The sequence below is a fragment of the Pelagibacterium flavum genome, from assembly GCF_025854335.1.
In the GTDB taxonomy this organism is placed as follows: domain Bacteria; phylum Pseudomonadota; class Alphaproteobacteria; order Rhizobiales; family Devosiaceae; genus Pelagibacterium; species Pelagibacterium flavum.
Genome location: NZ_CP107716.1, coordinates 3314673 through 3339034 on the forward strand (window position 1 = coordinate 3314673; position 24362 = coordinate 3339034).

22 protein-coding genes and 1 riboswitch are annotated in these 24362 nt (G+C 60.8%); of the genes, 9 read left to right on the forward strand and 13 right to left on the reverse strand.

The features are described from left to right. Positions 1-78: 78 nt before the first annotated feature. On the forward strand, positions 79-1095 hold the full coding sequence (gene proX / locus OF122_RS16700) for a glycine betaine/L-proline ABC transporter substrate-binding protein ProX (RefSeq protein ID WP_264225309.1): 1017 nt from the start codon (positions 79-81) through the stop codon (positions 1093-1095). A 57-nt stretch (positions 1096-1152) separates the two neighbouring features. On the opposite strand, the gene OF122_RS16705 is transcribed toward proX, so the two are convergent. After that, positions 1153-2256, reverse strand: coding sequence for a 2'-deoxycytidine 5'-triphosphate deaminase (locus tag OF122_RS16705; protein ID WP_264225310.1), 1104 nt, complete (start codon positions 2254-2256; stop codon positions 1153-1155). A 100-nt stretch (positions 2257-2356) separates the two neighbouring features. Then, a riboswitch (SAM riboswitch) is annotated at positions 2357-2437 on the forward strand. A gap of 36 nt (positions 2438-2473) precedes the next feature. Between OF122_RS16705 and metZ the strand changes: the two genes are divergently transcribed. Both metZ and OF122_RS16715 read left to right on the forward strand, forming a co-directional pair. Next, a complete protein-coding gene (gene metZ / locus OF122_RS16710) occupies positions 2474-3682 on the forward strand; it encodes an O-succinylhomoserine sulfhydrylase (RefSeq protein ID WP_264225311.1) in 1209 nt (402 codons plus the stop codon). Between the two features lie 42 nt (positions 3683-3724). Next, positions 3725-5170: a TrkH family potassium uptake protein gene (locus tag OF122_RS16715; RefSeq protein ID WP_264225312.1), complete on the forward strand. Its 1446-nt coding sequence runs from the start codon at positions 3725-3727 to the stop codon at positions 5168-5170. Between the two features lie 4 nt (positions 5171-5174). On the opposite strand, the gene OF122_RS16720 is transcribed toward OF122_RS16715, so the two are convergent. The 5 genes from OF122_RS16720 to OF122_RS16740 form a co-directional block, all read right to left on the reverse strand. Then, entirely contained in the window at positions 5175-8330 is a 3156-nt protein-coding gene (locus tag OF122_RS16720; RefSeq protein WP_264225313.1) for an efflux RND transporter permease subunit, read from the reverse strand. A gap of 1 nt (position 8331) precedes the next feature. Next, complete coding sequence (locus OF122_RS16725) at positions 8332-9738, reverse strand: efflux RND transporter periplasmic adaptor subunit (RefSeq protein ID WP_264225314.1); 1407 nt, start codon at positions 9736-9738, stop codon at positions 8332-8334. A gap of 199 nt (positions 9739-9937) precedes the next feature. Next, entirely contained in the window at positions 9938-10924 is a 987-nt protein-coding gene (locus OF122_RS16730) for an Hsp33 family molecular chaperone (RefSeq protein WP_264225315.1), read from the reverse strand. Positions 10925-10947: 23 nt separating this feature from the next. Further along, the gene (gene argF / locus OF122_RS16735; protein WP_408636260.1) at positions 10948-11868 is read right to left on the reverse strand and encodes an ornithine carbamoyltransferase; all 921 of its coding nucleotides are present in this window, start codon (positions 11866-11868) and stop codon (positions 10948-10950) included. A 40-nt stretch (positions 11869-11908) separates the two neighbouring features. Further along, on the reverse strand, positions 11909-13096 hold the full coding sequence (locus OF122_RS16740) for an aspartate aminotransferase family protein (protein WP_264225316.1): 1188 nt from the start codon (positions 13094-13096) through the stop codon (positions 11909-11911). Between the two features lie 453 nt (positions 13097-13549). On the opposite strand from OF122_RS16740, the gene OF122_RS16745 reads away from it, so the two are divergent. From OF122_RS16745 to OF122_RS16755, 3 genes are all read left to right on the forward strand, one after another. After that, positions 13550-14104, forward strand: coding sequence for a GcrA family cell cycle regulator (locus tag OF122_RS16745; RefSeq protein ID WP_264225317.1), 555 nt, complete (start codon positions 13550-13552; stop codon positions 14102-14104). Between the two features lie 318 nt (positions 14105-14422). Beyond that, positions 14423-14620, forward strand: a complete 198-nt coding sequence (locus tag OF122_RS16750) for a hypothetical protein (RefSeq protein ID WP_264225318.1) — start codon at positions 14423-14425, stop codon at positions 14618-14620. A gap of 89 nt (positions 14621-14709) precedes the next feature. After that, positions 14710-15012 carry a DUF4342 domain-containing protein gene (locus OF122_RS16755; protein WP_264225319.1) on the forward strand — a complete coding sequence of 101 codons (303 nt, stop codon included), beginning with the start codon at positions 14710-14712 and terminating at the stop codon, positions 15010-15012. On the opposite strand, the gene OF122_RS16760 is transcribed toward OF122_RS16755, so the two are convergent. After that, a complete protein-coding gene (locus OF122_RS16760; RefSeq protein WP_264225320.1) occupies positions 15009-15437 on the reverse strand; it encodes a PACE efflux transporter in 429 nt (142 codons plus the stop codon). The genes OF122_RS16755 and OF122_RS16760 overlap by 4 nt on opposite strands. Positions 15438-16038: 601 nt before the next feature. On the opposite strand from OF122_RS16760, the gene OF122_RS16765 reads away from it, so the two are divergent. From OF122_RS16765 to OF122_RS16775, 3 genes are read left to right on the forward strand one after another with little or no spacing between them, the layout of a single operon-like run. Continuing rightward, positions 16039-16443 (forward strand): fluoride efflux transporter FluC, encoded by a 405-nt coding sequence (locus tag OF122_RS16765; RefSeq protein WP_264225321.1) that lies wholly within the window; start codon positions 16039-16041, stop codon positions 16441-16443. Beyond that, positions 16440-16856: a fluoride efflux transporter FluC gene (locus OF122_RS16770; protein WP_264225322.1), complete on the forward strand. Its 417-nt coding sequence runs from the start codon at positions 16440-16442 to the stop codon at positions 16854-16856. Before OF122_RS16765 ends, OF122_RS16770 begins: the two co-directional genes overlap by 4 nt. Before the next feature lie 51 nt (positions 16857-16907). Then, entirely contained in the window at positions 16908-18137 is a 1230-nt protein-coding gene (locus tag OF122_RS16775) for a glycosyltransferase family 39 protein (RefSeq protein ID WP_264225323.1), read from the forward strand. Positions 18138-18161: 24 nt separating this feature from the next. Here OF122_RS16775 and OF122_RS16780 read toward each other — a convergent pair whose 3' ends face one another. The 6 genes from OF122_RS16780 to pstB form a co-directional block, all read right to left on the reverse strand. After that, on the reverse strand, positions 18162-19889 hold the full coding sequence (locus OF122_RS16780; RefSeq protein ID WP_264225324.1) for an ABC transporter ATP-binding protein: 1728 nt from the start codon (positions 19887-19889) through the stop codon (positions 18162-18164). A 52-nt stretch (positions 19890-19941) separates the two neighbouring features. Further along, a complete protein-coding gene (locus OF122_RS16785; protein ID WP_264225325.1) occupies positions 19942-20379 on the reverse strand; it encodes a GtrA family protein in 438 nt (145 codons plus the stop codon). Further along, positions 20376-21857: a UbiA family prenyltransferase gene (locus tag OF122_RS16790; protein ID WP_264225326.1), complete on the reverse strand. Its 1482-nt coding sequence runs from the start codon at positions 21855-21857 to the stop codon at positions 20376-20378. Before OF122_RS16790 ends, OF122_RS16785 begins: the two co-directional genes overlap by 4 nt. A gap of 240 nt (positions 21858-22097) precedes the next feature. After that, positions 22098-22796 carry a phosphate regulon transcriptional regulator PhoB gene (gene phoB, locus OF122_RS16795; protein WP_264225327.1) on the reverse strand — a complete coding sequence of 233 codons (699 nt, stop codon included), beginning with the start codon at positions 22794-22796 and terminating at the stop codon, positions 22098-22100. A 3-nt stretch (positions 22797-22799) separates the two neighbouring features. Then, positions 22800-23507: a phosphate signaling complex protein PhoU gene (gene phoU, locus OF122_RS16800; protein WP_264225328.1), complete on the reverse strand. Its 708-nt coding sequence runs from the start codon at positions 23505-23507 to the stop codon at positions 22800-22802. Positions 23508-23520: 13 nt separating this feature from the next. Further along, positions 23521-24348 carry a phosphate ABC transporter ATP-binding protein PstB gene (pstB, locus tag OF122_RS16805; RefSeq protein ID WP_264225329.1) on the reverse strand — a complete coding sequence of 276 codons (828 nt, stop codon included), beginning with the start codon at positions 24346-24348 and terminating at the stop codon, positions 23521-23523. Positions 24349-24362: the final 14 nt, after the last annotated feature.

Below are 24362 nucleotides of genomic sequence, written 5' to 3' on the forward strand. Positions count from 1 at the left end.
AGCTCAATTCGCACAGGCTTTTCGCACGGGCTCTGCCCGTCCATCTGAAGACCAAAAGAAAGAGGAGACTAAAGCATCATGTTCAGTCTCAAAAATACTCTCGCATCGCTGTCCGCCATTGCCCTTCTGGGCACTGCGCCGGTCGCTGCCATCGCTCAGGACAATCCCGGCGAAGGCGTTACCGTCAACATGGCACAGGCGACATGGGATACCGGCTGGTTCCATGCCGAAATCTACCGCCAGCTTCTCGAAGAGCTCGGCTATGAGGTTCCCCAGATCACCACGCTGGACAACCCGCCGTTCTATCAGTCGGTCGCTCAGGGCGACATGGACCTGTGGGTCAATGGCTGGTTCCCGCTGCACAACACCTATGAGGATACATACAGCCAGGGTGCTGAACTGGTGGGTGCGGTCGCCGAAGGCGGCGCGCTGGAAGGCTATCTGGTCAACTCCTCGGCCATCGAAGAGTTCGGCATCACCTCGCTTGAAGATTTCAAGCGTGATGAAGTGAAGGAAGCGTTCGACCGCAATGGCGACGGCCTTGCCGATCTGGTCGCCTGTCCTCCGGGCTGGGGCTGCGAGATCAACATCGAACACCATCTCGATGCCTATGATCTGCGCGATCACATCAACCCCATCAAGGCCGGCTATGCCGCTTCGATGGCCGATGCGGTTGCAGCCTATGAATCGGGCGAAAACATCCTGTTTTACACATGGACTCCGAACTGGACCGTCAACGAGCTGGTCCCGGGCGAAGACGTGATGTGGATCGAGGTTCCCGAGGTCGATCTTCCCGACATGAGCCTTGCAGATGCCGCGACCATCGAGGGCGTCGAAGGGTGTGTGAACGATCCGTGCATGCTGGGCTTCCCGGCCAATGATATCGTTCCGGTCGTGAACTCGGAATTCCTGGGTGAGAACCCCGCCGTTGGCGCACTGCTTGAAGCGGTTGAAATTCCGCTCGGCGACATCTTTGCCCAGAACGCGGCGATGAACGCTGGCGACGACGACATCGAAGCCCAGGCCGCTCAGTGGATCGAAGACAATCGCGACGCCGTCGACGGCTGGCTCGAAGGCGCACGCGCCGCTTCGTAAGCGACGCCAAAGCGCTCAAGAATGCGAGAAGGCCGGGGTTCGCCCCGGCCTTTTTCGTTAGGGATAGGGTTTGAAGTGCTTGGAGAGTTTCAGGCTCTGGGCCTGATAGTTCGATCCCAGGGCCGAGCCGTAGAGCATCTTTGGGCGCTCAGCCATCTTCTCGTAAATCAGCCGCCCGATGGTCTGGCCGTGACCCAGAAGGAAGGGCACTTCGCGGCTACGGACTTCAAGCACAGCGCGAGACCCGGTGCCGCCGGCAGCCGAGTGCCCGAAGCCGGGATCGAAAAAGCCGGCATAATGGACGCGGAATTCACCGACCAGGGGATCGAAGGGCACCATTTCGGCGGCATAGTCGGGCGGAACGTGCACGCTCTCACGCGAGACGAGAATATAGAATTCGTCGGGGTCGAGGATCAGCTCGCCCGAGCCGCGATTGACCAAGGGGTCCCAATAGTCGAGGACGTCGAGCGCGTTCTTTTTGTCGACATCAACAACTGCGGTATGGCGCTTGGAGCGGAAGCCGATCAGGCCCGATCGGCCTTCGCCGATCAGATCGATCGACAGCGAGACCCCCTCGCCCACATCCATGTTGGGATCGAAAACCAGCGTCTGTTCGGCGTGCAGGGCCTTGTGGCCAGCGGCGTCGAGCCGCGCGTCTCCGACCCGGAACCGCATCTGGGACAGGCGCGAGCCGGTGCGCACCAGAACCGGGAAGGTGCGGGGGGAAATTTCGAGATAGAGCGCGCCCTTGTATCCGGCGGGAACGATGTCGAAGCTGCGCGCGGCATCGGAAATGACGCGGGTGAAGATATCGAGCCGACCCGTCGAGGATTTTGGATTGGCCGACGCGCTGACCTCATCGGGCAGATCGAGGCTTTCGAGGAGCGGCACGATATAGACGCAGCCGCGTTCGAGCACCGCGCCTTTGGTCAGATCGATCTCGTGGAGCTTTAGCGTTTCAATGCGCTCGGTGACGGTCTTACCCGGACCGGGCAGAAAGCTCGAACGCACGCGAAAGGCGGTTTCGCCCAACCGCAGATCAAGGCTGGCGGGCTGGATCTGATCGTGGTCATAGGGCCGCCCGGCGCTGATCGCACCCTGATCGGACAAATTCTGGATCAGCCGGGTGGAAAACACCCCGGTTGGCCAAGTGTTGGTCATATCCCCATGCGCCTCATGCAAACCCTTTGGACTGGCTTAGCAATTGAGGCGATTGACGCCAAGCGCCATTTGGGGGTAACTCAGTGCTGACCGCGTTTATGGCGCGGTTGGTGGTGATTTGGCCGGTCCGATTGCAGACCACCTAAAACAAGACTGCTAAAGTGACCAGTTCGAACCGGCCGCATCGCGCGCCGGTTTTTTCGTTTGAGGTAGACCCATGTCGGACAGGACCAGCAACCCGCTCTTCGATCACAAGCACCGCAAGGCGCAGACGATGATGGTGCATGGCGGCATGGAACGCTCCCAGCATGGGGAGACCTCAGAAGCGATCTTTTTCAATTCCGGTTTCGTCTATCCCACTTCAGGGAGTGCCGAAGCGCGTTTCAAGGGCGAGGAGCCCGGCCACATCTATTCGCGCTTTTCCAACCCGACAGTGGAAATGTTCCAACAGAGGGCCGCGCTGCTCGAAGGCGCCGAAGCCGCGCGGGCGACGGCGACCGGCATGGCGGCAGTGACGACCGCAGTCATGAGCCAGCTTCGGGCCGGCGACCACGTGGTTGCGGCGCGCGCCTTGTTCGGTGGGTGCCGGTTCGTGGTCGAGACCTATATGCCGCGCTGGGGCGTTGAATCGACGCTCGTCGATGGCCGCGATCCGGAAAATTTCGCGCGCGCCATGCGGCCAAACACCAAGGTGGTGTTTATCGAAACCCCGACCAACCCTACCCTTGAGCTGGTGGACATCAAGGCCGTCGCCGAGATTGCCCATGCCCATAATGCCGTTCTGATCGTCGACAACGTCTTTGCCACGCCCATCTGGCAGAAGCCGCTGGAGCTGGGGGCCGACTTGGTCACCTATTCAGCCACCAAGCATATCGACGGCCAGGGCCGGGCGATGGGCGGGTTGATCCTGGGCAGCAAGGAGCTGATCGAAGCCGATGTGCACACCATCATCCGTCAGACCGGCCCTTCGATCTCACCGTTCAATGCCTGGGTGCTGCTCAAGGGGCTCGAGACCTTGTCGCTGCGCGTCAAGGCGATGACCGAGAACGCGGCGAAAATCGCCGACTTCCTGGCGGGTCACCCCAAGATCGAGTCCATTTCCTATCCCTTCCATCCCTCCCATCCACAATATGAGTTGGCGAAACGGCAGATGGGCGGCGGCTCGACGCTGGTGGCGCTGACGCCAAAGGGCGGCAAGCAGGCTGCATTTGCCCTGGCCGATGCGCTGGCGATCATTGCGATTTCCAACAATCTGGGCGATGCCAAATCGATCATTTCCCATCCCGCAACGACCACACATCAGCGTTTCACGCCGGAAGAGAAGGTGGAGATGGACATCACCGAAGGCCTGCTGCGGCTTTCGGTTGGGCTGGAGGATGCCGATGATCTGATTGCCGACCTTTCGTTCGGTCTCGATCAGGTCTAGTCTTCATTCTTCTTCAAGCGATAGGGCGCAGCGCAGTCGGGCATGGATTTCCGCACGATCTTTTCGGCCATCGGCGCGCTCACGGCGGCGCTCGGTTTTGCCATGCTGCTGCCTGCCCTGGCCGATCTGGTTGTGGGCAATGATGACTGGCTGGTGTTTCTCACGGCCTCGCTGATCACCATGATCTTCGGGGCGGGGCTGTGGGCTTCATCGAGTGGGCACAAGTCCGAACTCAATCTGCGTCAGGCCTTCCTGATGACGGTTTCGATCTGGGTCGTGCTCACCATCTTCGGGGCGCTGCCGCTCTACATGTCCAATCTGGGCCTGAGCGTTACCGACGCCATGTTCGAGGCGATGTCGGGAATAACCACCACCGGTTCGACCGTCATCACCACATTGGACACCACCGCGCCCGGTATCCTGCTCTGGCGGGGCTTGCTGCAATGGTTCGGGGGGCTCGGCGTTGTGGTGATGGCTATTGCCGTTCTGCCCATGTTGCGGGTGGGCGGCATGCAGATGTTTCGCGCCGAAGCGTTCGAGACGCCCGACAAGATCCTTCCCGCCGCCGCCCAGATCGCCACGGCCATGGTGATTGTCTATTGCATCCTGACCTTTGCCTGTGCGGTCGCCTACTGGGTGGCCGGCATGGGGGCGTTCGATGCTGTTGCCCATTCGCTTTCCACGGTTGCCACCGGCGGGTTTTCCACCCGCGATGCGTCGCTGGGCGCATTCGAGCAGCCCGCCATCCACTACGTTTCGGTGGTGTTCATGATCCTGGGCGCACTGCCCTTCGTGCTTTATGTGGGCATGCTGCAAGGCTCATTTAAACAGCTGTTCCGAGATTCACAGGTGCGCCTGTTTCTCTACCTCGTCGGGTTGGCGACGCTGATCGTGGTGTTTGTTCAAATGGCCGGTGACATCGCTCGCGGCGAACAAGCGTTTCGGCACGGGCTGTTTTCGGTGGTTTCGATCATGACGGGCAGCGGATTCGGGGTGGCCGATTTTTCGGCCTGGGGACCGCTGGCGGCATCGCTGTTCTTTGTCATCATGTTCATTGGCGGCTGCACCGGCTCGACATCGTGCGGCATCAAGATCTTCCGGTTTCAGGTGCTGGCGCGCGATCTTTACCAGCATATTCGCGAGATCGTTTTTCCCTCGCTGGTCTATGTCAAACGCTACAATGGCCGCCCGCTGCCCGATACGGTTTCGACATCGGTGCAGAGTTTCGTCTTTATCTATTTTTCGAGCTTCCTTTTGCTCGCGGTGCTGCTTTCACTGTCGGGTCTTGAACCGCTGGACGCGCTGGGCGCGGCGGCGACGGCGATTTCCAATGTCGGACCCGCGCTCAGCCCCGAATTGGGGCCGGCGGGAAGTTTTGCGGGCGTTTCCGATGTTACCAAGTGGCTTTTGACCATCGGCATGCTTGTGGGACGGCTCGAAGTGCTGATGGTGCTCGTGCTGTTCACGCCGCGCTTCTGGCGCGCCTGAGGACTTACTCGGCGGGATCGGCGGGCGGCGACAGGTGCTGCCGCCCGGCCAGCATTTCACGGACCGTCAACGCGTTGGGGGTCAGGAACAGCCATTGCAGCACCGCCTTGATGTCGGCGCCGATGCCGAGAACGGCAGGCACCAGGAACAGCACCAGCAAGGTGGCCAGCGTGAGCCCCGAAACAATGGTCAGCGCCATGGGAACGAGCATCTGGGCGACGAGGCTGGTTTCAAACAGCAAGGGCAACAGACCGCCAATGGTGGTGAGAGAGGTCAGCAGCACGGCGCGGAGGCGATCCTTGGACGCGCCGATCGCGGCGTCGCGCAGCCCTTCACCCTCGGCCCGACGTTCGTTCATCCGGGAAATCAGAACGATCGAGGAATTGACCAGGATACCCGCCAGCCCGAGCATGCCCATCAAGGAAATGATGGTCAGGTTATGCCCAAGCAGGTAATGGCCCCAGACGGCGCCGGCAACGCCGAAGGGAATAATGACCATGACGGCAATCGGGGTGAAATAGGCCGCGAAAATCCATGAGATGATGATGTACATCACAGCCAGAGCGACAATCATGCCCGTGCCCAGATCGGCAAAGGCGGCATTCTGCTCGGCCTCGCGGCCGCCGAACTCGTAGGAAATCCCGTAGCGGTTGACGATGGCCGGCAGATAATCGGCCTCGAGCCGGGCCAGAATATCGGCGTGGTCGACACCTTCGGCGACCGAGGCGCGGACGGAAACAGCGGTGCGGCCTTCCTCGCGGGCGATAAAGGCAAAGCCCTGCTGCTCGGAAAAGCTCACGATGGACGAAAGGGGGACATATTCCCCGCTCGGCGCGCGCACCCACATGTCGCGCAATGCCGAGGAGCCTTCGGCGTCGACGGTGCGCACGAGGCGAACGGTGATCTCATCCTCATTGGAGGCGACGGTCGCGACGTCCTCGCCCTGGAAGGCGCTGCGCACTTGCGACCCAAGGGATGCAAGATCAAAGCCCAGTGCCGTCCCACGCGCATTGAGCGACATGACAAGCTCGGGGCTGCCGTAAAACAGGGTGTCAAAGGCGGTATCGACCTCATCGAACCCTTCGAGCACGTCCTTGAGGTCCTCGGCGGCGAGTTTGAGCGTTGCAGCATCGGCGCCAACGAAACGCACATCGACCGCGGAGCCCTGCGGCCCGCCGCGATATTGCCGAATGCTGATGCTTTCGACGCCGGCGACCGAAGGCAGGTTTTCGTCGATTGCCTGGGTGATCGTGTCGGTGCGCACCGAGCGATCCTCGGACGGGGTCAGATAGACGTCGAAATCGGCCCGCCCTTCCTCAAGGTCGAGGCTGGCATAGGTGGTGACGATGAGCTGCTCGCCATTCGGCGTCAGTCCTCTTTCCACCTCGGAGACAGCATTTTCGATGGCCTGGATGGTCGTTGCCATTTCCGACTGAGGCGTTCCGGCCTGGAACTGAGCGGAAATGTTGAAACTTTCGCCCTCTGCCGTGGGAAAGAACTCAAAGCGGAGCGCGCCCGAACCGTAAACGCCCGCCGCTCCAAGGGTTATGGCAAGGGCAATGGCGGCGGTGGCATAGCGCCATGAATAGCTGATCGATGCCAGCCCGCCAAAGAGGCGATCGCGGAAGAAATCGAAACCCTTGTCAAATGTCCGTCTGAAACGGCCGGCCTGCTTACGCTCGCGCGGCAGGGCGTGGGCCAGATGGCCCGGCAGGATAAAGAAGCATTCGACCAGAGAGGCGATCAGAACCGCAACGACGACGACGGGCAGTGGCGATACGATCTGTCCCACGACATCGCCAATGAGCCAGATGGGGGCGAAGGCGGCGATGGTGGTGAGCGCGGACGCGATGACCGGCGCAGCCATGGCGCTTGCCGCGCGTATCGCGGCCTCGGTTCGCGACAAGCCCTGACGATAGAGCGTGGCGGTATGCTCGCCCACCACAATGGCATCATCGACGATAATCCCGAGCACCATCATGAGCGCGAACATCGAGATCATGTCGAGCGTGAGCCCCATGAGGTACATAGCGCCGAGCGTTCCCAGGATAGCGACGGGAATGCCCATGGCCACCCAGATGGCAATGCGGCCATCGAGAAACAGGAACAGAACCACAAGGACGAGAACAAAGCCGGCGACACCGTTTGAGATCAACAACCCGAGCCGCTGGTTGACCTGATCGGCTGCTGCATCGAAGACCACAGCCTGCAGCGATTGCGGCAGGGTTGGCTGCAATTCTTCGACATAGGCCTGAACCGCCTCGAACGTGGTGACGGTATCGGCGCTGGCGGCTCGTGAAACCTGCAGCTTGATGGCCGGTTCGCCGCGCATATACCCCAGCGGAGTATCAGGATCGAAGGTATCGGTGATCGTGGCGACGTCACCGAATGTGAGGCTTTGCCCGTTGGCCGACGACAATATCTCGGTCTGCGCAATTTCCTGGGCCGAAAGCTCATTGGCCGCCGCGCGGATCTGGGCGTCGAAATCTCCGGTGAGCGAGCCGGACGGCTGATCGGCAAAATTGGGCGTTAGGGCCGCAGACAGATCGTCCAGCGTCAGGCCCAACTGGCGCAGCTTGGCGTCGTCGACCTCGACGACGATCTGGCGGTCGCGGTAGCCCGTGAACTCGACACGATCGACACCGGCGGCCAGAAGCCCATCGCGGATTTCGCGGGCATAGCGCCGCAAGGTTTCTTCGGGGAAAGGACCGGAAATGGCGATGGCGGCGACGGGATCGAAAAACCGCGGCGCGGAGACGCTCGGCGTTTCAGCACCCTCGGGCAGGCCGGTGACCGAAGAGACGGCTGTCTGGACCAGCCGTTCGGCAGTCTGCATTTCGACCGTGCGCTCGAAGTTGAGGGTGATCGAACCCCGCCCCTCGCGCGCGTTCGAAGTCATCGAGATGACGCCATCAACGCTCTGGACCGCAGGCTCGATAAGCAGGAGGACGTTGCGCTCGACATCTTCGGCCGTTGCGCCGGGCCAGCTGACGGAGACCTGGACCGAACGGATTTCGGTGTTCGGCATCAGCTGCCGGTTGAGGTTGCTGAGCCCCCACCAGCCGAAAATGACGAACAGGATCATAAAGAGATTGGCGGCGTTGCGGTGCCGCACGAAAGCGGCAATCACGCCGGTCGAGGCCTGGGGCGAAGGACGCATATCAGCCTCCCGGTCCGCGGACAAAGCCGCCGCCCGCTCCACCCGGGCCGCCGGGTCCACCAGGCCCTGCCGATTGCTCCTCGCCCTCGACCTGGACCGCTACGCCCTCGCCGGCCTGGGAAAGACGCGTGGTGATGATGCGTTCGCCTTGGGGAATATCGGCGGCAATGATCACCTGGGAACCGTCTCGATCGAGTATCTCGACGTCGATGGCCGCCATACGGCCGGCGCGAATGACATAGAGGTGATCGTCGTCGTAAAGCGCGGTTTCGGGGACAAGGAGGGTGTTTTCATGCGCCACCCCTTCGATTTCCACACTGACAAAGGTTCCCGGGCGCAAGAGATCGGCCTGGTCGCTGTCAAGCTCGGCATAGAGCGTCACGCCGCCGGTGGCAGCGTCAATCTCGGGTGCGACGCGGGCGATGCGCCCCTCGATTGGCTCGGCGCTGCCGCCTGTGGTGCGGGACACTTCGATCGCGCGATCAAACAGCCCGTCGCTCCGCAATGTGGCGTAGTTGGCGTCCGACACGGTGAAGCTCACCTCAAGCGCATCGCTTTCGTAAATCGAAGCGACAACTTCGTTCGCGCTGACATAGGCGGAAGCTGTTACGTTGCGGGCGGTGACAACACCGGTGAACGGTGCGGTGATCTCTGTGTTGGCCAGATCGCGTTCGGCCGATTCAACCGCATAGCGAGCCTGCTCGATAGCCGCCCGCTGGCGCAGGATTTGCGCGTTGAGGGTGACGAGATTTGATTGGCGCTGGTCGAGGGCCTGCTGGCGCTCGGAAACGGTGAGCGCACGGGTGTCGACGGTCTGCTGGGTTGCTACGCCGCTTTCGAGCAGGGACCGGGCGCGCTCGAGATCGGTCTGGGCCGATGTGAGCGCATCCTGGGCCGCGGCGATGGCGCTTTGTTCGAGGGCATAGGCCTCTTCAGCCTCAGCCAGGGAGAGCTGGGCATCGGCCACCGCGGCGCGGGCTTCGACCACGGCACCATTGTAGGTGAAGGGGTCGACACTCACGAGGACTTCGCCTTCCTCGACCTGAGAACCGACGGCAAAATCGGGCGAGATTTCGAGCACCCGGCCGGCAACGAGCGAACGTAGCTCGATCGAGCGCGCCGAAGCGACCTGGCCATAGGCGGTAATGGGTGAGCTGTGGGTTGAATAGACCGGCTCGACGACTTCGACAGTGAAGGTTCGCTCGCGGTTCATGCGCTGGGGCGCTTCGGGCCGCTGGGCAACCCAGGTAAAGGCCCAATAGATGGCCAAACCCAGGATCAGCACCGCCAGCCCGAGCCGAACCAGCGCGGACATCAGGCCGAACCGGCCACGGGGCTTTGCGGTTTCAGGCTGATCTTCGCTTTCTTGAGACGATGCGAGGTAGCCGGAGCCGGGTAGGTTTTCCAAAAACGTTATCCTTGCCCAACAACACATTCGACGGCCAGACTGGCCGAAGCGGGTTCATTTCGGCAATTTTTACGCGCGCCATCAGGTTGTTACAAATGAACTTTTGGAAAGGCCGGTAAGGGTTGGCGTCCGCCCGCAAACGCGCCAATAAAAAAGGCGGCCCCGAAAAGCCGCCTTTTGACACATGATTTCAACCGGTTCAGAACTGGTTGGGATTGAAGTGGTAGTGGGTCGAGCAGAACTCGCACACGACCTCAATCTGTCCGTCCACGACCATCTCTTCCCGGTCTTCGGGCGTGAAGTCGTTGATCATCTGCTCCACGCGCTCTGCCGAGCACGTGCAGCGCTCGACCAGGGGCTGGGGCTCGAAGACCCGCACGCCGGTCTCATGGTAAAGCCGGAACAGCAGGCGTTCGGACGAAAGGCCGGGATCGGCCAGTTCGGCATCGCTGAGCGTATCGAGCAATGCCTTGGCCTCGGTCCAGTGATCGTCCTCGATGAAGTCGGGATCGGCCATATCGTCATTGTCGAAATCCCCGTCGCCGGGAAGATCGGGCATCGTCGCCCCGCCATGCTCGGGCAGATGCTGGAGCAGAACGCCGCCGGCGCGCCATGACGGGCGCGACTGACCGCGCTCGGAATGTTCGGCAACGGCAAGCCGGACCCGGGTGGGGATCTGTTCGGACTGCATGAAGTAGGTGTGAGCAACCTCTTCAAGGCTTTCACCTTCAAGCGCGACAATGCCCTGATAGCGGTCCATATGGACGCCTTGGTCCACCGTAAGGGCCAGAACGCCCTTGCCGAGCAGGTCCTGGGGCTTGGCCGTTCCGGCTTCGACCAGCGCGGTCAATGCCTCTTGGTCATAGCGGGCGTAGGCGCGCAGACCATCGGGCGTATCGAAATCGACCACCAGAAGGCTCACGGGCCCGTCAGTGCGCGACTGCAGGATGAACCGGCCCTCGAATTTGAGCGAGGTGCCGATCAGCGCCGCAAGCGTCACCGCTTCGCCCAGAAGGCGCGCCACGGGCTCGGGATAGCCGTGACGGGCAATGATGGTGTCGAGCTGATCGCCCAGACGCACGACGCGCCCCCGGCTGTCGAGGTTTTCGAGCGTGAAGGGAACGGCAACGTCGTCCCCGCTCTCGGGCCGGTCGAGCCCGAATTGTTCGAGAGAGCTTTCGCTCATTGCGTGTTCCTTAATCCGCCCTGTTACAGCGTTTCGATCCCAAAGGCCCAGCAAAGAATGGCCTTCTGGATGTGCAGGCGGTTTTCAGCTTCGTCGAATACGACCGATTGCGGCCCGTCGATCACCTCGTCGGTGACCTCGTCGCCCCGGTGGGCGGGCAGGCAGTGCATGAAGAGCGCGTCGGCCGCGGCTTGGGAAAACAATCTGGGGTTGACCTGATAGGGTTTCAAGATGCGCCGGCGCTCGCCCTCGTCGGTGTCGCCCATCGACACCCAGGTGTCGGTGATAACCAGATCGGCATCGGCGATCGCGGCGTGCGGATCGGTACCGAGGCTGACTGCCTCGCCCACTTCGGCGATGTCGGACAGCAAGCCCTGATCGGGCCAATATTCTTTCGGGCAGGCAATGGCCATCGTGTTGCCGAACAGCGCCGTAGCGTGAACCCAGGATGCGAGCACGTTGTTGGAATCCCCGATCCAGGCAACTTTCTTGCCTTCGAGCGGCCCGCGATGCTCCTCGAAGGTCTGGATATCGGCCATGACCTGGCAGGGATGGCTGCGCCGGGTCAGACCATTGATGACGGGAATTGACGAGGCGCCGGCCAGATCGAGCAGATCGTCATGGCTTAGAATGCGGATCATGATCGCATCGACGTAGCGGCTCATCACGCGCGCCGTGTCCTCGATGGTTTCTTCGCGGGCTAACTGCATTTCCTGGCCGGTCAGCATGAGGGTCTGCCCGCCAAGCTGGCGCATGCCGACGTCGAAGGAAACCCGCGTCCGGGTGGACTGGCGCTCAAAGATCATGGCCAGCACCTTGTCCTCGAGCAGGCGGGGACGTTCGCCGGCCTTGAGGCGCTTTTTCAGCTCATGGGCGAAATCGAGAATGGAACGCAGTTGCTCAAAGGAAAAATCCTTGAGATCGAGAAAATGTCTCGCGGTCATAATCAGCTATCCTGAAAAATCGAAAGGGGTGGCCGCCCTGTTATTGGGCGGCGCTGGCCTGTTCGGCGTCGAGTTCGGCGAAGACCCCGGCAATGATGCCGATGGCTTCCTTGATCTCGTCCTCATTGACGATAAGCGGCGGCAAAAGCCGCAACACGTTGTCGCTGGCGGCCACCGTGAGCAGCTTGTGATCGCGCAGGCGGGCCACGAAATCGCGCACGGGCGGGGTGATCCTGATGCCGGCGATCAGCCCCTTGCCGCGCACTTCGGTGATGAAATTGGGGAATTTCTGCATGAGCTGATGGAGCTCATGGGCCAGTATCTTGCCCATTGCATCGACATGATCGATGAAACCGGGAGCGAGAATCCTGTCGAGCACGGCGTTCCCCACGGCGCAGGCCAGCGGGTTGCCGCCATAGGTCGAACCGTGGGTGCCCGGCACCATGCTTTCGGCGACTTCTCCCTTTGCGAGACACGCTCCGAGCGGAAAGCCGGCGCCGATGGCCTTGGCGACGGTCATGATGTCGGGGATGACCCCGGACCATTCATGGGCGAAGAACTTGCCGGTCCGGCCATAGCCGCACTGGACTTCATCGAAGATCAGCAGCAGACCGTTCTTGTCGCACAGGGCGCGGAGGCCCTTGAGATAGGCATCGGAAAACGCGGTCACGCCGCCCTCGCCCTGGACTGGCTCGATAAGGATTGCAGCGGTTTTATCGTCGATCAGCGCTTCGACGGCAGCCAGATCGCCGGGCTTTGTGTGCTTGTAGCCCGGCATGGGGCCAAAGCCCTCGGTATAGGCTGGATTGCCCGCCGCGGCGATGGTCGCGATGGTCCGGCCATGGAAGGAACCGGAAAAGCCGATAATGTCGACCCTCTCCTTTTCGCCCTTGGCCCAGAAATAGTGCCGCGCTGTCTTTATCGCGCATTCGAGCGCCTCGGCGCCCGAATTGGTGAAGAACACCTTGTCGGCGAAGGTCGCATCCACCAGCCGCTGGCCGAGCTTTTCCTGCTCGGGGATGGTGAAGATGTTGGACGTGTGCCAGACCTTGTCGGCCTGCGCCTTGAGCGCATCAACGACGTGCTTGTCGCCATAGCCGAGCGCGTTGACCGCGATGCCGGCAGCGAAATCGAGATAGGCCGTGCCGTCGTCCGTGAACAATCGCATGCCCTCGCCCCGCACAAAGGCGAGTTCGGACCGGGCATACGTGCCATAGAGCGCAGACATTGTTCTAAGCCTTCTCGTTAAAGTTTGAGGTCGGGACGAGGTCCCGGAAAATGAAAAGCGCGCCCGGTGTCCCAAGCACGCATTACCACTGCCGCTTATGCTGGGCGGACGCCCAAAAGTCAATCGAGCGCCCGGTTTTCCGGGCGTTGGGGCCTTGACTCATCCCTGCCACAATGGTGGTGCATGTCTCCGCGCGAAAACGGGCTGTGCGATCGATGCAACAGCCATGGCCAATTGCTGCCGGGATATGAAAATCAGGTGGGATAAACCGGGGAAAGTCGGTTGCGGCCCTTGCCACCGATTTTCCCGCCCGTGTAGTATCAGGCTATTGGGAACACGACATCTCGTGTGGCGGACCCCATCACCATACGACAGTTAGTATGCCGGCGGTCAAACCTATTTTGTCCGCGTGAGAACGGACTCTATTTAAGAATACGGCCTGGAGCACAATCGATGAGCTGGACGGACGAGCGCGTAGCACTCCTGAAAAAACTTTGGATGGAAGGCCTCAGCGCAAGCCAGATCGCCGCAGAACTGAGCGGCGGGGTCACCCGCAACGCCGTTATCGGCAAGGTCCACAGACTGAAGCTGTCGGCACGCGCCAAACCGGCAAGCGTTGCACCACGCACCAAGGCGCCGCGCCCCACTGCACCGCGGCGGCCATCATCGAGTTCGGGGGCCTCGCGCGGCACTGCTTCTGCAGCGGCCAGCGCGGTGAGCCAGCGGCGCAGCACAATGGCCCCGACAATGGGCGCGACCGCACTCAAGATGGAGACCGATCTCGAAGCCGAGATGGTTGTCGAAACCAACACCAAGGCCGAACTTTTCATTCCGGTCGAGGAGCGCATCTCGCTGCTCGAATTGACTGAAAAGACCTGCAAATGGCCGATCGGCGACCCGGTGAGCAGCGAGTTCCATTTCTGCGGCCGGGAGTCCGACGAGGGCAAACCCTATTGCGAGTTTCATTCGCGGCGCGCCTACCATCAGATCGACCGCAAGAAACGCTAGGATTAGCGTTTCAGGCACCAAGAGCCCCGGCCCGGTCCGGGGCTTTTTTGTATCCGGGCTATGGCCGGGGCAGTTGCGGAGCCAATGATAATGCCCGCTTGTGTCGCGAGAACAAGTGGCCCGACATGCTGTCTTCTTGACTGCCGCAATCGAGGGGCGTTTAATCCGGGCTTTCGGGGGCAAAGACCAGTCTAGAGCTTGAACCCGGCCCGATTGGATCGAGCCGGAGTTATTGCTTCTTATCTTGTCGTGCGGATCGAACCGGAAAAGCCTATAACTTTTTCTGACCGCACTCTTGAGGCGCAGGGAGACGGCGGAATGAAACTTTTGCTCGCCATGGACATTGCCGATCGCCTGCGCGATATCCTCGCCAGCCACAAACCCTTCGACATCGAAAGCGAAGCCCGAACTCTTGTGGTGCGCCACCCGGAAGCCCATGTGGAGATCGACGATGTCGTGGCGACCATGTTGCATGAGATGAACCGCGAGTCCCATCGACGCCCCCCGGCTCCATGATGGTGCCAGCTTGTTCGACATGATCGGGATCAATGCCCGCTAGTATGTTCGGGGCCAATATCGCGACATCGGAAACGAGGAGACCTCCAATGGACGATGGCGACGACAAGCGCGAACGCAGCTTTACCGAAGAGATCGAAATTGCCGGGCACCAGTTGATGGCGCGGATCAAGGAACTGGTGGCCGAAGGCAATGTGCGCACGCTGCGCATCAAGACCGAAAGCGGGGACGTGTTTCTTGAAATCCCGCTGACCGCCGGCGCCATCGCGGGCGGGGTTGTGACCCTTGCCGCGCCGTGGTTGGCCGCAATCGGCGCCATTGCGGCGCTTGCGACCCGGGTGAAAGTCGAAATCGTTCGCAATGACGATGAGGAGTCTGGTGGCGAGGACTAAGCCGTCTGCCGCCATTCGGGCAGCGGAAACACCCGGTCATAGGCCAGATTGAAGACGAACGCGTAGCCCATGTAGAACAGGGCGAACGATATATCCATGACCAGTGCGTGGATCAGGCTGATGCCCAGATACCAAGCGATGAACGGCACCAGGACAACCAGCAGGCCCAGTTCGAACAGCACGGCGTGGGCGATGCGCAGGCGCACCGATTTCAGCGTTGTTCCGATCGTGCGCAGCATGATGGCGTCAAAGCCGAAATTGAAGAGATAATTCCAGGCCATCGCAATGGTGGCCGAGACGAGGCCGACAACGCCGATGTCGTGCATGGGCATTGCAAAGACCAATGCGCCAAGCGGTATGACGAGGATGAGGCCAATAATTTCGAAGCAGAGAGCGTGGCGGACGCGATCCCAGGCGGTGCGCATGATCGGGGAACTCCATGGCTAAAAAGCTCGGGTCGTCCCGAAAACAATGCCCTTTATGGGGGAGGTCGTCCTCACGGGAGGCTATTTAGGAGATAGGGCGGAGAAGTCAAGTTTTGACTTGCGGGAGACTCTTTTTGAGTGTGCCGGAACCGCCGACGGCAAAATTGCCTCGGGAGTGATCGTCGTCCGACTCTCTGCCCTCTCAGCCGTCATCCTCGGGCTTGACCCGGGGATCCGCTGCATTGGGCCAGCCGGTGAAGAGGTTGGGGTGCGATGAGGGGCCACACGCACCACTTCTGCTGCGCTTGCTGACGCACTGCGGATCCCCGGGTCGAGCCCGAGGATGACGCGCTGGGGGTTGGTGAGTGTTCGGTGATCGAGCCGAGAGCGTGACCCGACGCCGATCGCTGTCCCGGATTTGATCCGGGTCCCGCCAGCATTGCCGAGCGACAGGGGGCGGACAGCAACGCCCATCGGCACCGGCGTTTGCCGAGGCAGCAAAGGGGTCGATCAGCGGCTTGAGGGGTAAAAAGACGCGGGGCGAGGCGATCCTGCAATGCCGATCTCGACAAAGGCGCGGAATCGGGAGCACTGTCGGGGGATGAACACGTCCCTGTTTGCTCTTTTTTTCGTTGGCCTTGGCGGCGGTGTTGGAGCGGTTATTCGACATATTGTTTCGACGTTTGTCGCGCGAAAACTGGGTCACGGAACATTTGGCATCCTTGCCGTCAACGTGACCGGCTGCCTGCTCATTGGACTTGTCGCCGGGTTCTTTATGGAGCCGGGCGTGACCGGGTCGCCAACAGAGCCAATGTGGCTGCTGCTGGTTGTCGGGCTGTGCGGTGGTTACACGACGGTTTCGAGCTTTTCGCTCCAGACGCTGACATTGCTGCGTGAAGGGCATGGCGGCCCGGCACTTCTCAATATCGGCGCTTCGCTTGCCTTGTGTTTTTCGGCCGCTGTCATTGGATTTTCCCTGATCTATTCGGTGGGGGCCATGCCATGAGCGAAAAGCGGCTGATTGTTGCCATCGCTTGCGGCGGGGCGGTGGGCAGCATGGCCCGTTACGGGCTGTCGCTGCTATCATTGTCGGCTGTCCCCGGCTGGTTTTTTGCCGGTACGCTGGCCGCCAATATCGCAGGGTCGGCCTTGATCGGGCTGATTGCAGCCTGGTCGGTGCGGCGCATGCCCTCTCCCATTCTCAACGGGTTTCTGGTTACCGGGTTCTGCGGCGGGTTCACGACGTTTTCGGCATTTTCGCTGGAGGCTTTGCTTCTGGTCATGTCTGGGGCATGGGCCGTGGCGCTGGGATATGTCGTAGCTTCGATCTTGAGCTGGATGGCCGCCGTGTGGCTGGGTTGGAGCGCGGGCATGGCGCTGTTTGGGGCAAAAGGGAGTGTGGCCCACACCAAATCTTAAACGGCCCCCTGTCATAAACCTCAAGACAGGGACGTCTTGGGGATCACGATCATGCTCAGCCGCATAAACGCCATGGGCGTTCTGTTTGCCGTTGCCGCGCTGATGGCGCTGGCGCTGGCGGGGGGACTGGCGCTTTACGCCATTGTCGAGGATCCCGGCTCAAACAGCTATGCGCTGCTGGCCGAAGCGTTTCTGAACGGACGGCTGGACACAACGACCTGTTTCGACGGCGATTGCGCGCGGTTCGAGGACAAGATCTTCGTGATGTTTCCGCCCGTCCCGGCGATCATTGCCCTGCCCTTCGTGGCGCTGTTCGGGGTCAATTTTTCCGGCTTCGTGTTCCTCTCGGCCATCGCCTTTGCGCTATCGGTATGGCTGTGGTGGCAGATCTTCGAGGGGCTGAAGGTGGATCGCGACGTGGCGATCTGGCTGCTGCTGGGGCTGGCCTTTGCCACCCCGCTCTATTTTGTGACCATTCGCGGCGACGGCATCTGGTTTTTTGCCCAGGCGATCGGGTTCGCCTTCACCTCGCTGGCCATCCACCAGATGGTGCGTGGCGGGAGCTTGATCCTGGCCGGGGCGTGCATCGGGGCGGCGTTTTTGTGCCGGCAGATGGCGGTGTTCTACCTGCCGTTCCTGTTTGCCCTGTCGCTGGACCGGTTCGAGCCGCTGATCAGCTTTTCGCGCGGCCATATCGTGCGGGTGCTCAAGCTGGGCCTTCCGGCAGGCGTCGCGGTTCTGATCTATCTTGCTTACAATTACCTGCGGTTCGGCGATCCGATGCAGACCGGATACCCTTACATGATTGGCGCCGATATTGCCGAAGGCGGGTCGATGATCAACTACCGGCTGGCCGAGCATGGGCTGTGGTCTTCGGCCTATGTGCTGTTCAACACGCTCTATCTGTTCGTGCAGGGCTTCCACATGGATTTCGGCGGCAATGCGATGGTCGAACCCATCGGGCTAGACCCTTCGGGCACTGCATTGCTGGCCGCCAGCCCGTTCGTGCTGTTTGCGTTTTTCGCCCCGATGCGCCGGCCGGTGCTGATCGGGATCGCGACGATCCTCGTCATTGCGGTGCCCATCCTGTTCTATCACTCGAACGGGTACTCCCAGTACAACGTGCAACGCTACGCGCTCGACTGGCTGCCCATCGTTTTTTACATGCTGGCGCTTGCCGTCAGTGATCGCGACATGCGCGGGCTGGCGCTGCTTGTGACCTTCGGGATCGGGCTCAACCTCATCACCATGGCGTTTCTGGCGTTGGGGCTGACGGCCTAGGCTACCGAGCAGAAAGAGCGTCGGCTATTCAGCCGCCCAGGCACCAAACTGAGCGTTGTGCAGGCGGGCATAGGCGCCCGCCTTTGCGACCAGAACATCATGAGCACCCTCTTCCACAATGCGGCCGTCGGCGACGACGGCGATGCGGTCCGCGTTGCGGATGGTGGCCAGGCGGTGGGCGATGACCAGCGTGGTGCGGCCTTCCGAAAGCGCTGACAGAGCGCGCTGTATCTGCATTTCGGTTTCGGTATCGAGGGCCGAGGTCGCCTCGTCGAGAATGAGGATCGGCGGGTTTTTCAGGAATATCCGCGCAATGGCCAGACGCTGCTTCTGGCCGCCCGAGAGTTTGACGCCGCGCTCGCCGATCATGGTGTCGAGCCCCTCAGGCAATTGGGCGATGACGCTGTCGAACTGGGCGCTGCGTGCGGCGTCCATGATTTCTTCGTCGGTGGCGCCCAGACGGCCATAGGCAATGTTGTCGCGGATCGAGGTGCCGAACATGAAGACGTCCTGCTGGACGATGCCGATCTGGCTGCGCAGGGAATCCTGGGTCATGTCGCGGATGTCGATGCCATCGATGGTGATAGCGCCGGAATCGATTTCGTAGAAGCGCGGCAGCAGCGAGCAGATGGTTGTCTTGCCGGCGCCGGATGGGCCGACAAGAGCGATGGTCTCGCCCGCTTTGACGCTCAAGGTGATGTCGCGCAGGATCGGGCGATCGTCCGAATAGGCGAAATTGACCTTGTCGAAGACGATGTCGCCCCTGAGATCGGAGACTTTCCTTGCGCTGGGGCTATCGACGATGTCGGGTTCGGTGTCCATCAGATCGGCGAAGCGTTTGAAGCCCGCGATGCCCTTTGGATAGCTTTCGATGACCGAGATGATCTTGTCGATGGGACGAAACAGAACGGTGATGAGCAGCAGAAAGCCGACGAACTGGCCATAGGTCATTTCGCCATACATTACGAGCGCGGTGCCCGCGAGCATGACCATCAACTGCACGAGACTCTTGGCCATATAGGACATCGAGATCGACGCCGTCATGATCTTGTAGGCCTTGAGCTTGGTGGTGCGGTAGCTCTGATTGTCGCCCTCGAACAGCTTGCGTTCGTGACGCTCGTTGGCAAAGGCGCGCACGGCGCGGACGCCGCCGATGGATTCCTCGATGCGCTGGTTGAAATCGCCGACCCGGCCATAAAGGCTCTTCCAGGTCATGGTCATGGCGCTTCCGTATTTGAAGATCAGGAAGGCGGCAACCGGGACGATGAACAGGGTGAGCGCGGCGAGCTTGAGGTTCATCAGCGCCATGATGATGAAGGCGCCGATGAAGGTCATCACCGCGATGAACACGTCCTCGGGCCCGTGATGGGCGATCTCGCCGACCTCTTCGAGGTCCTTGGTGACGTGGGTGATCAGGTGTCCGGTTTTCTTGTTGTCGAAATAGCGGAACGAGAGCTTGTGCAGATGATCGAAGGCCTGGCGGCGCATGTCGGTCTCGATGCCGATGCCCAGGGCGTGACCCCAATAGTTGACGACCGAGAGCAGACCCGCATTGAGGATGTAAACGAACAAAAGACCCGCTGCGGCGGCGAGAATCCAGAACCAGTTCTGGCTGGGCAGCAATTGATCGACATAAAGCTGGACGACGACGGGGAAGCTCAGCTCGAGCAGGCCAACGATGACCGCGCAGCCGAAATCGAGGAAAAACAGGCCCTTATAGGGCGCGTAATAGGAGAAAAATCGGCGCAACATGATCGGATCGCTTTCAATACCGCCCGGACCTAGCGCGCAGAAACCAGACCAGTCAAGTCAAGTTTTCGGCGTGATCCGGCGTGACCCGAAAGCTGAGATATTTATGGCCGAAGAAATTTGCAACAGCCCCCACGCCAATGGCCGTGCCGTGCGCCACGGCCTCGGGCAACACGCTCCAGCCGATGGCAGGCAGAAGATGGTGGAGCAAGGCCAGAGAAACCGCCATGACGACCACTGCTCCGAGCGCGTTGACGATGAGAAACAATGTGACCTGCAATGGCACGGGCTGGCGGGAATTGGGAAACACATAAGCGCGGTAAAGCGTGAACCCGGCGCTCATGCCGATGAGATAGGCCACGAACACGGCGGCGGGGAACGGCAGAACAAGCGAGAGGGGAAACCGCACCAGCCAGTTGATCGCCGCCGCCAGACCGCCGAGCAAAAGGAAGCGCACGATCTGGGGCAGTTTAAGGAAGGCTTGTGGGCTCATATGCCGATCCAGGCGAGAAAAAAGCCGAGCGCCAGACCGGCTGCAAGCATGAGGCTCTTGGGATCCTTCATGGCGAAGGCGACAGGATCGTCGTTGAGTTCGCCGCGAAAACTCAGCATCCAGATGCGGCCGATCCACAGAAACAGCGCGGCAGGCATGAGCCACAGCCAGACCGAATCCGAATAGAAATCGGCAGCCAGCGCGTCCTGGGTGAGATAGAGAACCAGGATCAGCACCGAGCCGATGCCGCTCGATACGCCCATGGCCATGATGAAGGGCGCATCGGTGGTGAAATATCCGCGCCCGCTGATTTTGCCCGAGCCGCCATTGTCGGTCATCCGCTGAACCTCGGTATTGCGCTTGGCAAACGAGAGCGAGGCAAACAGGAACATGGAAAAGACCAGAAGCCAGGGCGAAGCCATGACGCCCACGGCGACGATGCCGAGCACCAGCCGCAGGGTGAACAGCACGGCAAGGGTGAAGGCATCGAGGATGGGCTTGCGTTTGATGCCCATGGAATAGGCAACCGTCAGGGCAAGATATGCGCCGAGCGTTACCACGACCAAGGGATTGACCAATGCGCCGAGCGCGAAGGCGGCAATCATGGCGACGGGCATGACGGCGACGGCATGCGCAATCGATATGCGGCCAGCCGCCAGCGGCCGGTTGCGCTTGGACCAGTGGCGGCGGTCATCCGCGATGTCCCAGAGGTCATTGAGCAGATAGGTCGAGGACGCGAGGATCCCCAGAGCAAGAAACGCAATGGCCGCGCTGGTCCAGGCAGTGGGATCGAGCATATGGCCGCCCAGCATGAGCGGCACGAAGACCAGTGCGTTCTTGGCCCATTGATGCAGGCGTGCTTGCTTGACCCAGTCCTTGAGGCGCGGGGGGCGTTTTAGTGTGTGCTCAATCTGTGTCAGGCGGGCAGCGGCGCGACCCACCCTGCCGGTGGTTTCGACCAGAACGCCGCCTTTTGCGATTTTCCAGACGGCAAGATCGGCCCCGCTGTCGCCGGCATAAACAAAGCCATCGGGAAACATTTCGGCCAGTTTTCCGGCCTTTATGGCGCCCTTGAGATTGGTGATGCCATCGGACGCCATGGTCTTGTCGATGAACGCAAAGCGGCGGGCGATGCGGATGGCCAAAAAGCTATCAGCCGCCGTGGCGAGGATGATCTCGCGGCCCTTGGCCTTTTCGGCTTCTGCGTAAGCGATGACGTCGTCGTTGAGCGGGATGTCGTCGACCTCGAGGGTCACATGGCCGGCCAGTTGCTGCTTGAGATGGGCTTTGCCCTTGAGCAGCCAGACGATGAGAGCAAACAGACCGAACGGGTTCTGCTTGAGATAAGCGAACACCGTCTCGTGCAGCAGATCGGTACGGATCAGGGTGTTGTCGAGGTCGAGGACGAGCGGCAGAAGGCCCGATTGGGGCTTCCGGTCGGCGCGGCCTTGTTTGACCGCAATGGCTGATTTGGGCATCGTACCTGCTCGCTTTGCAAAATTCGCCCCCGTTATCGCGGGCGCGAAGCGCTGGTGCAAAGCAAACAGCAAATAAGCGTTAATCAGGGGCGACGCGCAAATCAGTCAAATGCGCGATAAAATTTACGCTTTGTCGATGTGACTCAACAAAGCGCAAACAGGATCAATAAAATTGTAACAAATTCTAAGTTTGTCGCGCGGTCGAACCGAAAAAGTGTGCAACTTTTTCTGACCGCGCTCCTAGTTCGCGACGAATTTTTCGTCGAACGCATAGCCCGCGCCGCGCACGGTGCGGATCGGATCCTTGGCGCGGCCGCGGTTGATGGCCTTGCGCAGCCGGCCGACATGAACGTCCACGGTGCGCTCGTCGACATAGACATCGGTGCCCCAGACGCCATCGAGCAGTTGCTCGCGTGAATAAACGCGGCCGGGATTGCCCATGAGGTATTCGAGCAGGCGGTATTCGGTGGGCCCGAGATGAACTTCCTTGCCCGAGCGGCGCACGCGATGGGTGGTGCGGTCGAGTTCGATATCGCCGGCCTTTAAGATAGCGGCGATCAATTGGGGGTTGGACCGGCGCAACAGGGCGTTGATACGGGCCATGAGCTCGGGAAGCGAGAAGGGTTTGACGACGTAATCGTCGGCGCCGGTGGCCAGCCCGCGCACCCGCTCCTCTTCCTCGCCGCGCGCGGTGAGCATGATGATGGGGATGCGCGCGGTATCGGTGCGGGCGCGGATGCGGCGGCAGATTTCGATGCCTGACGTGCCCGGCAGCATCCAGTCGAGCAGGATGATGTCGGGGGTGTTTTCGGCAATGCGCAGCATCGCCTCTTCCGCATCTTCAGCGGTTGCGACGGAAAAGTCTTCAGCTTCCAGATTGTAGCGCAGAAGTTCGACGAGATCGGCTTCGTCTTCGACAACAAGAACCTGCGGAGTCATAGACTAGCCCTTGATCTGCTCACGCGTGAAATCCTCGGCCTCGGCGGTCAACATCTTGCCGGTCGCGAGGAAATAGGCCTGCTCGGCGATATTGGTCGAGTGGTCGCCCACCCGCTCAAGATTTTTGCCGCAGAACAGCAGGTGCGTACACATGGTGATGTTGCGCGGATCTTCCATCATGTAGGTGAGGAGTTCGCGGAACAGGGAAACATAGAGCGCATCGACATCGGTATCGCGCTCGACCACATCGACCGCCATGTCCTTGTCGCGGGCGGCAAAGGCATCGAGGGCCAGCTTGACCTGGCGCTGGACGAGTTCGCCCATGTGGCGCAGCCCGTTCTTGAACTGAACCGACATGCCGATGCCTTCGAACTGGGTCGAGCGACGGGCCGTGGATTTGGCCATGTCGCCAATGCGTTCGAGATCGTTGGCGACGTGGATCGAAGCGATGACCAGGCGCAGATCCTGCGCCATGGGCTGACGACGGGCGATGATCGACACAGCCATCTCATCGATATGGGCCTGCATCGCGTCGACCTTCTTGTCGGCGGCAACGGTGGCCATGGCGAGTTCGGCATCCGAGCGGATCAGGGCTTCGGTAGCGTTGGAAATCGCCTTTTCCACCAGCCCACCCATTTCCGAGATCGAACGGGCCAGTTCGGTCAATTCATCCTCGTAGGACGTGACGATATGGTCGTTAGGATTGGGCATAACGTGGGGTCTCCTACCCGATGCGGCCAGTGATGTAATCCTGGGTGCGTTTTTCGCGGGGATTGGTGAAGATTTCCTCGGTCGGACCCTCTTCGATCAGTTTGCCGAGATGAAAGAACGCGGTCTTTTGTGACACGCGGGCTGCCTGCTGCATTGAGTGGGTGACGATAACGATGGTGTAATTGGCACGCAGTTCGTCGATCAGTTCCTCAATGATCGCGGTCGCGATCGGGTCGAGGGCCGAACAGGGCTCGTCCATCAGGATGACTTCAGGTCCGACCGCAATGGCGCGAGCGATGCAAAGTCGCTGCTGCTGACCACCCGAAAGCCCGGTGCCGGGCGAATGAAGTCGGTCCTTGACCTCTTCGAACAGTCCTGCCTTTTGCAAAGCGGTGACGACGATTTCCTCAAGGTCGGACTTGTTGCGAGCCAGACCGTGAATTTTGGGGCCGTAGGCGACGTTTTCAAAGATCGACTTGGGGAACGGGTTGGGTTTCTGGAATACCATGCCGATCCGGGCCCGCAGTTCGACCACGTCCAGGCTGGGATCGTAGAGGCTGCCGCCATCGAGTGCGATATTGCCGGTGACCTTGCAACCCTCAATGGTGTCGTTCATGCGGTTGATACAGCGCAGGAACGTGGACTTGCCGCACCCCGAGGGCCCGATAAAGGCCGATACCGACTTTTCGGGAATGTCGATGGACACATCGAACAGTGCCTGCTTGGCGCCATAGAATACATTGACGTCCTGAGCGCTGATCTTGGTTCGCCGGCCTTCTGGATCAGGTGTCCTGATCGTCTCATGAGCCGAAGCCGTCTGGGAGGGAGCGGAAGTCGCCATTTGCCTATCCTAAC

What these genes read in the sequence shown, in the direction of transcription:
- OF122_RS16720 (WP_264225313.1), bottom strand. Translation starts at nt 8,330, where the DNA reads ATGCGTCCTTCGCCCCAGGCCTCGACCGGCGTGATTGCCGCTTTCGTG.
- OF122_RS16745 (WP_264225317.1), top strand. Translation starts at nt 13,550, where the DNA reads ATGAGCTGGACGGACGAGCGCGTAGCACTCCTGAAAAAACTTTGGATG.
- OF122_RS16780 (WP_264225324.1), bottom strand. Translation starts at nt 19,889, where the DNA reads ATGTTGCGCCGATTTTTCTCCTATTACGCGCCCTATAAGGGCCTGTTT.
- pstB (WP_264225329.1), bottom strand. Translation starts at nt 24,348, where the DNA reads ATGGCGACTTCCGCTCCCTCCCAGACGGCTTCGGCTCATGAGACGATC.
- OF122_RS16785 (WP_264225325.1), bottom strand. Translation starts at nt 20,379, where the DNA reads ATGAGCCCACAAGCCTTCCTTAAACTGCCCCAGATCGTGCGCTTCCTT.
- OF122_RS16730 (WP_264225315.1), bottom strand. Translation starts at nt 10,924, where the DNA reads ATGAGCGAAAGCTCTCTCGAACAATTCGGGCTCGACCGGCCCGAGAGC.
- OF122_RS16705 (WP_264225310.1), bottom strand. Translation starts at nt 2,256, where the DNA reads ATGACCAACACTTGGCCAACCGGGGTGTTTTCCACCCGGCTGATCCAG.
- OF122_RS16760 (WP_264225320.1), bottom strand. Translation starts at nt 15,437, where the DNA reads ATGCGCACCGCCTGGGATCGCGTCCGCCACGCTCTCTGCTTCGAAATT.
- OF122_RS16755 (WP_264225319.1), top strand. Translation starts at nt 14,710, where the DNA reads ATGGACGATGGCGACGACAAGCGCGAACGCAGCTTTACCGAAGAGATC.
- phoB (WP_264225327.1), bottom strand. Translation starts at nt 22,796, where the DNA reads ATGACTCCGCAGGTTCTTGTTGTCGAAGACGAAGCCGATCTCGTCGAA.
- argF (WP_408636260.1), bottom strand. Translation starts at nt 11,868, where the DNA reads ATGACCGCGAGACATTTTCTCGATCTCAAGGATTTTTCCTTTGAGCAA.
- OF122_RS16775 (WP_264225323.1), top strand. Translation starts at nt 16,908, where the DNA reads ATGCTCAGCCGCATAAACGCCATGGGCGTTCTGTTTGCCGTTGCCGCG.
- OF122_RS16750 (WP_264225318.1), top strand. Translation starts at nt 14,423, where the DNA reads ATGAAACTTTTGCTCGCCATGGACATTGCCGATCGCCTGCGCGATATC.
- OF122_RS16790 (WP_264225326.1), bottom strand. Translation starts at nt 21,857, where the DNA reads ATGCCCAAATCAGCCATTGCGGTCAAACAAGGCCGCGCCGACCGGAAG.
- OF122_RS16740 (WP_264225316.1), bottom strand. Translation starts at nt 13,096, where the DNA reads ATGTCTGCGCTCTATGGCACGTATGCCCGGTCCGAACTCGCCTTTGTG.
- metZ (WP_264225311.1), top strand. Translation starts at nt 2,474, where the DNA reads ATGTCGGACAGGACCAGCAACCCGCTCTTCGATCACAAGCACCGCAAG.
- proX (WP_264225309.1), top strand. Translation starts at nt 79, where the DNA reads ATGTTCAGTCTCAAAAATACTCTCGCATCGCTGTCCGCCATTGCCCTT.
- phoU (WP_264225328.1), bottom strand. Translation starts at nt 23,507, where the DNA reads ATGCCCAATCCTAACGACCATATCGTCACGTCCTACGAGGATGAATTG.
- OF122_RS16770 (WP_264225322.1), top strand. Translation starts at nt 16,440, where the DNA reads ATGAGCGAAAAGCGGCTGATTGTTGCCATCGCTTGCGGCGGGGCGGTG.
- OF122_RS16715 (WP_264225312.1), top strand. Translation starts at nt 3,725, where the DNA reads ATGGATTTCCGCACGATCTTTTCGGCCATCGGCGCGCTCACGGCGGCG.
- OF122_RS16765 (WP_264225321.1), top strand. Translation starts at nt 16,039, where the DNA reads ATGAACACGTCCCTGTTTGCTCTTTTTTTCGTTGGCCTTGGCGGCGGT.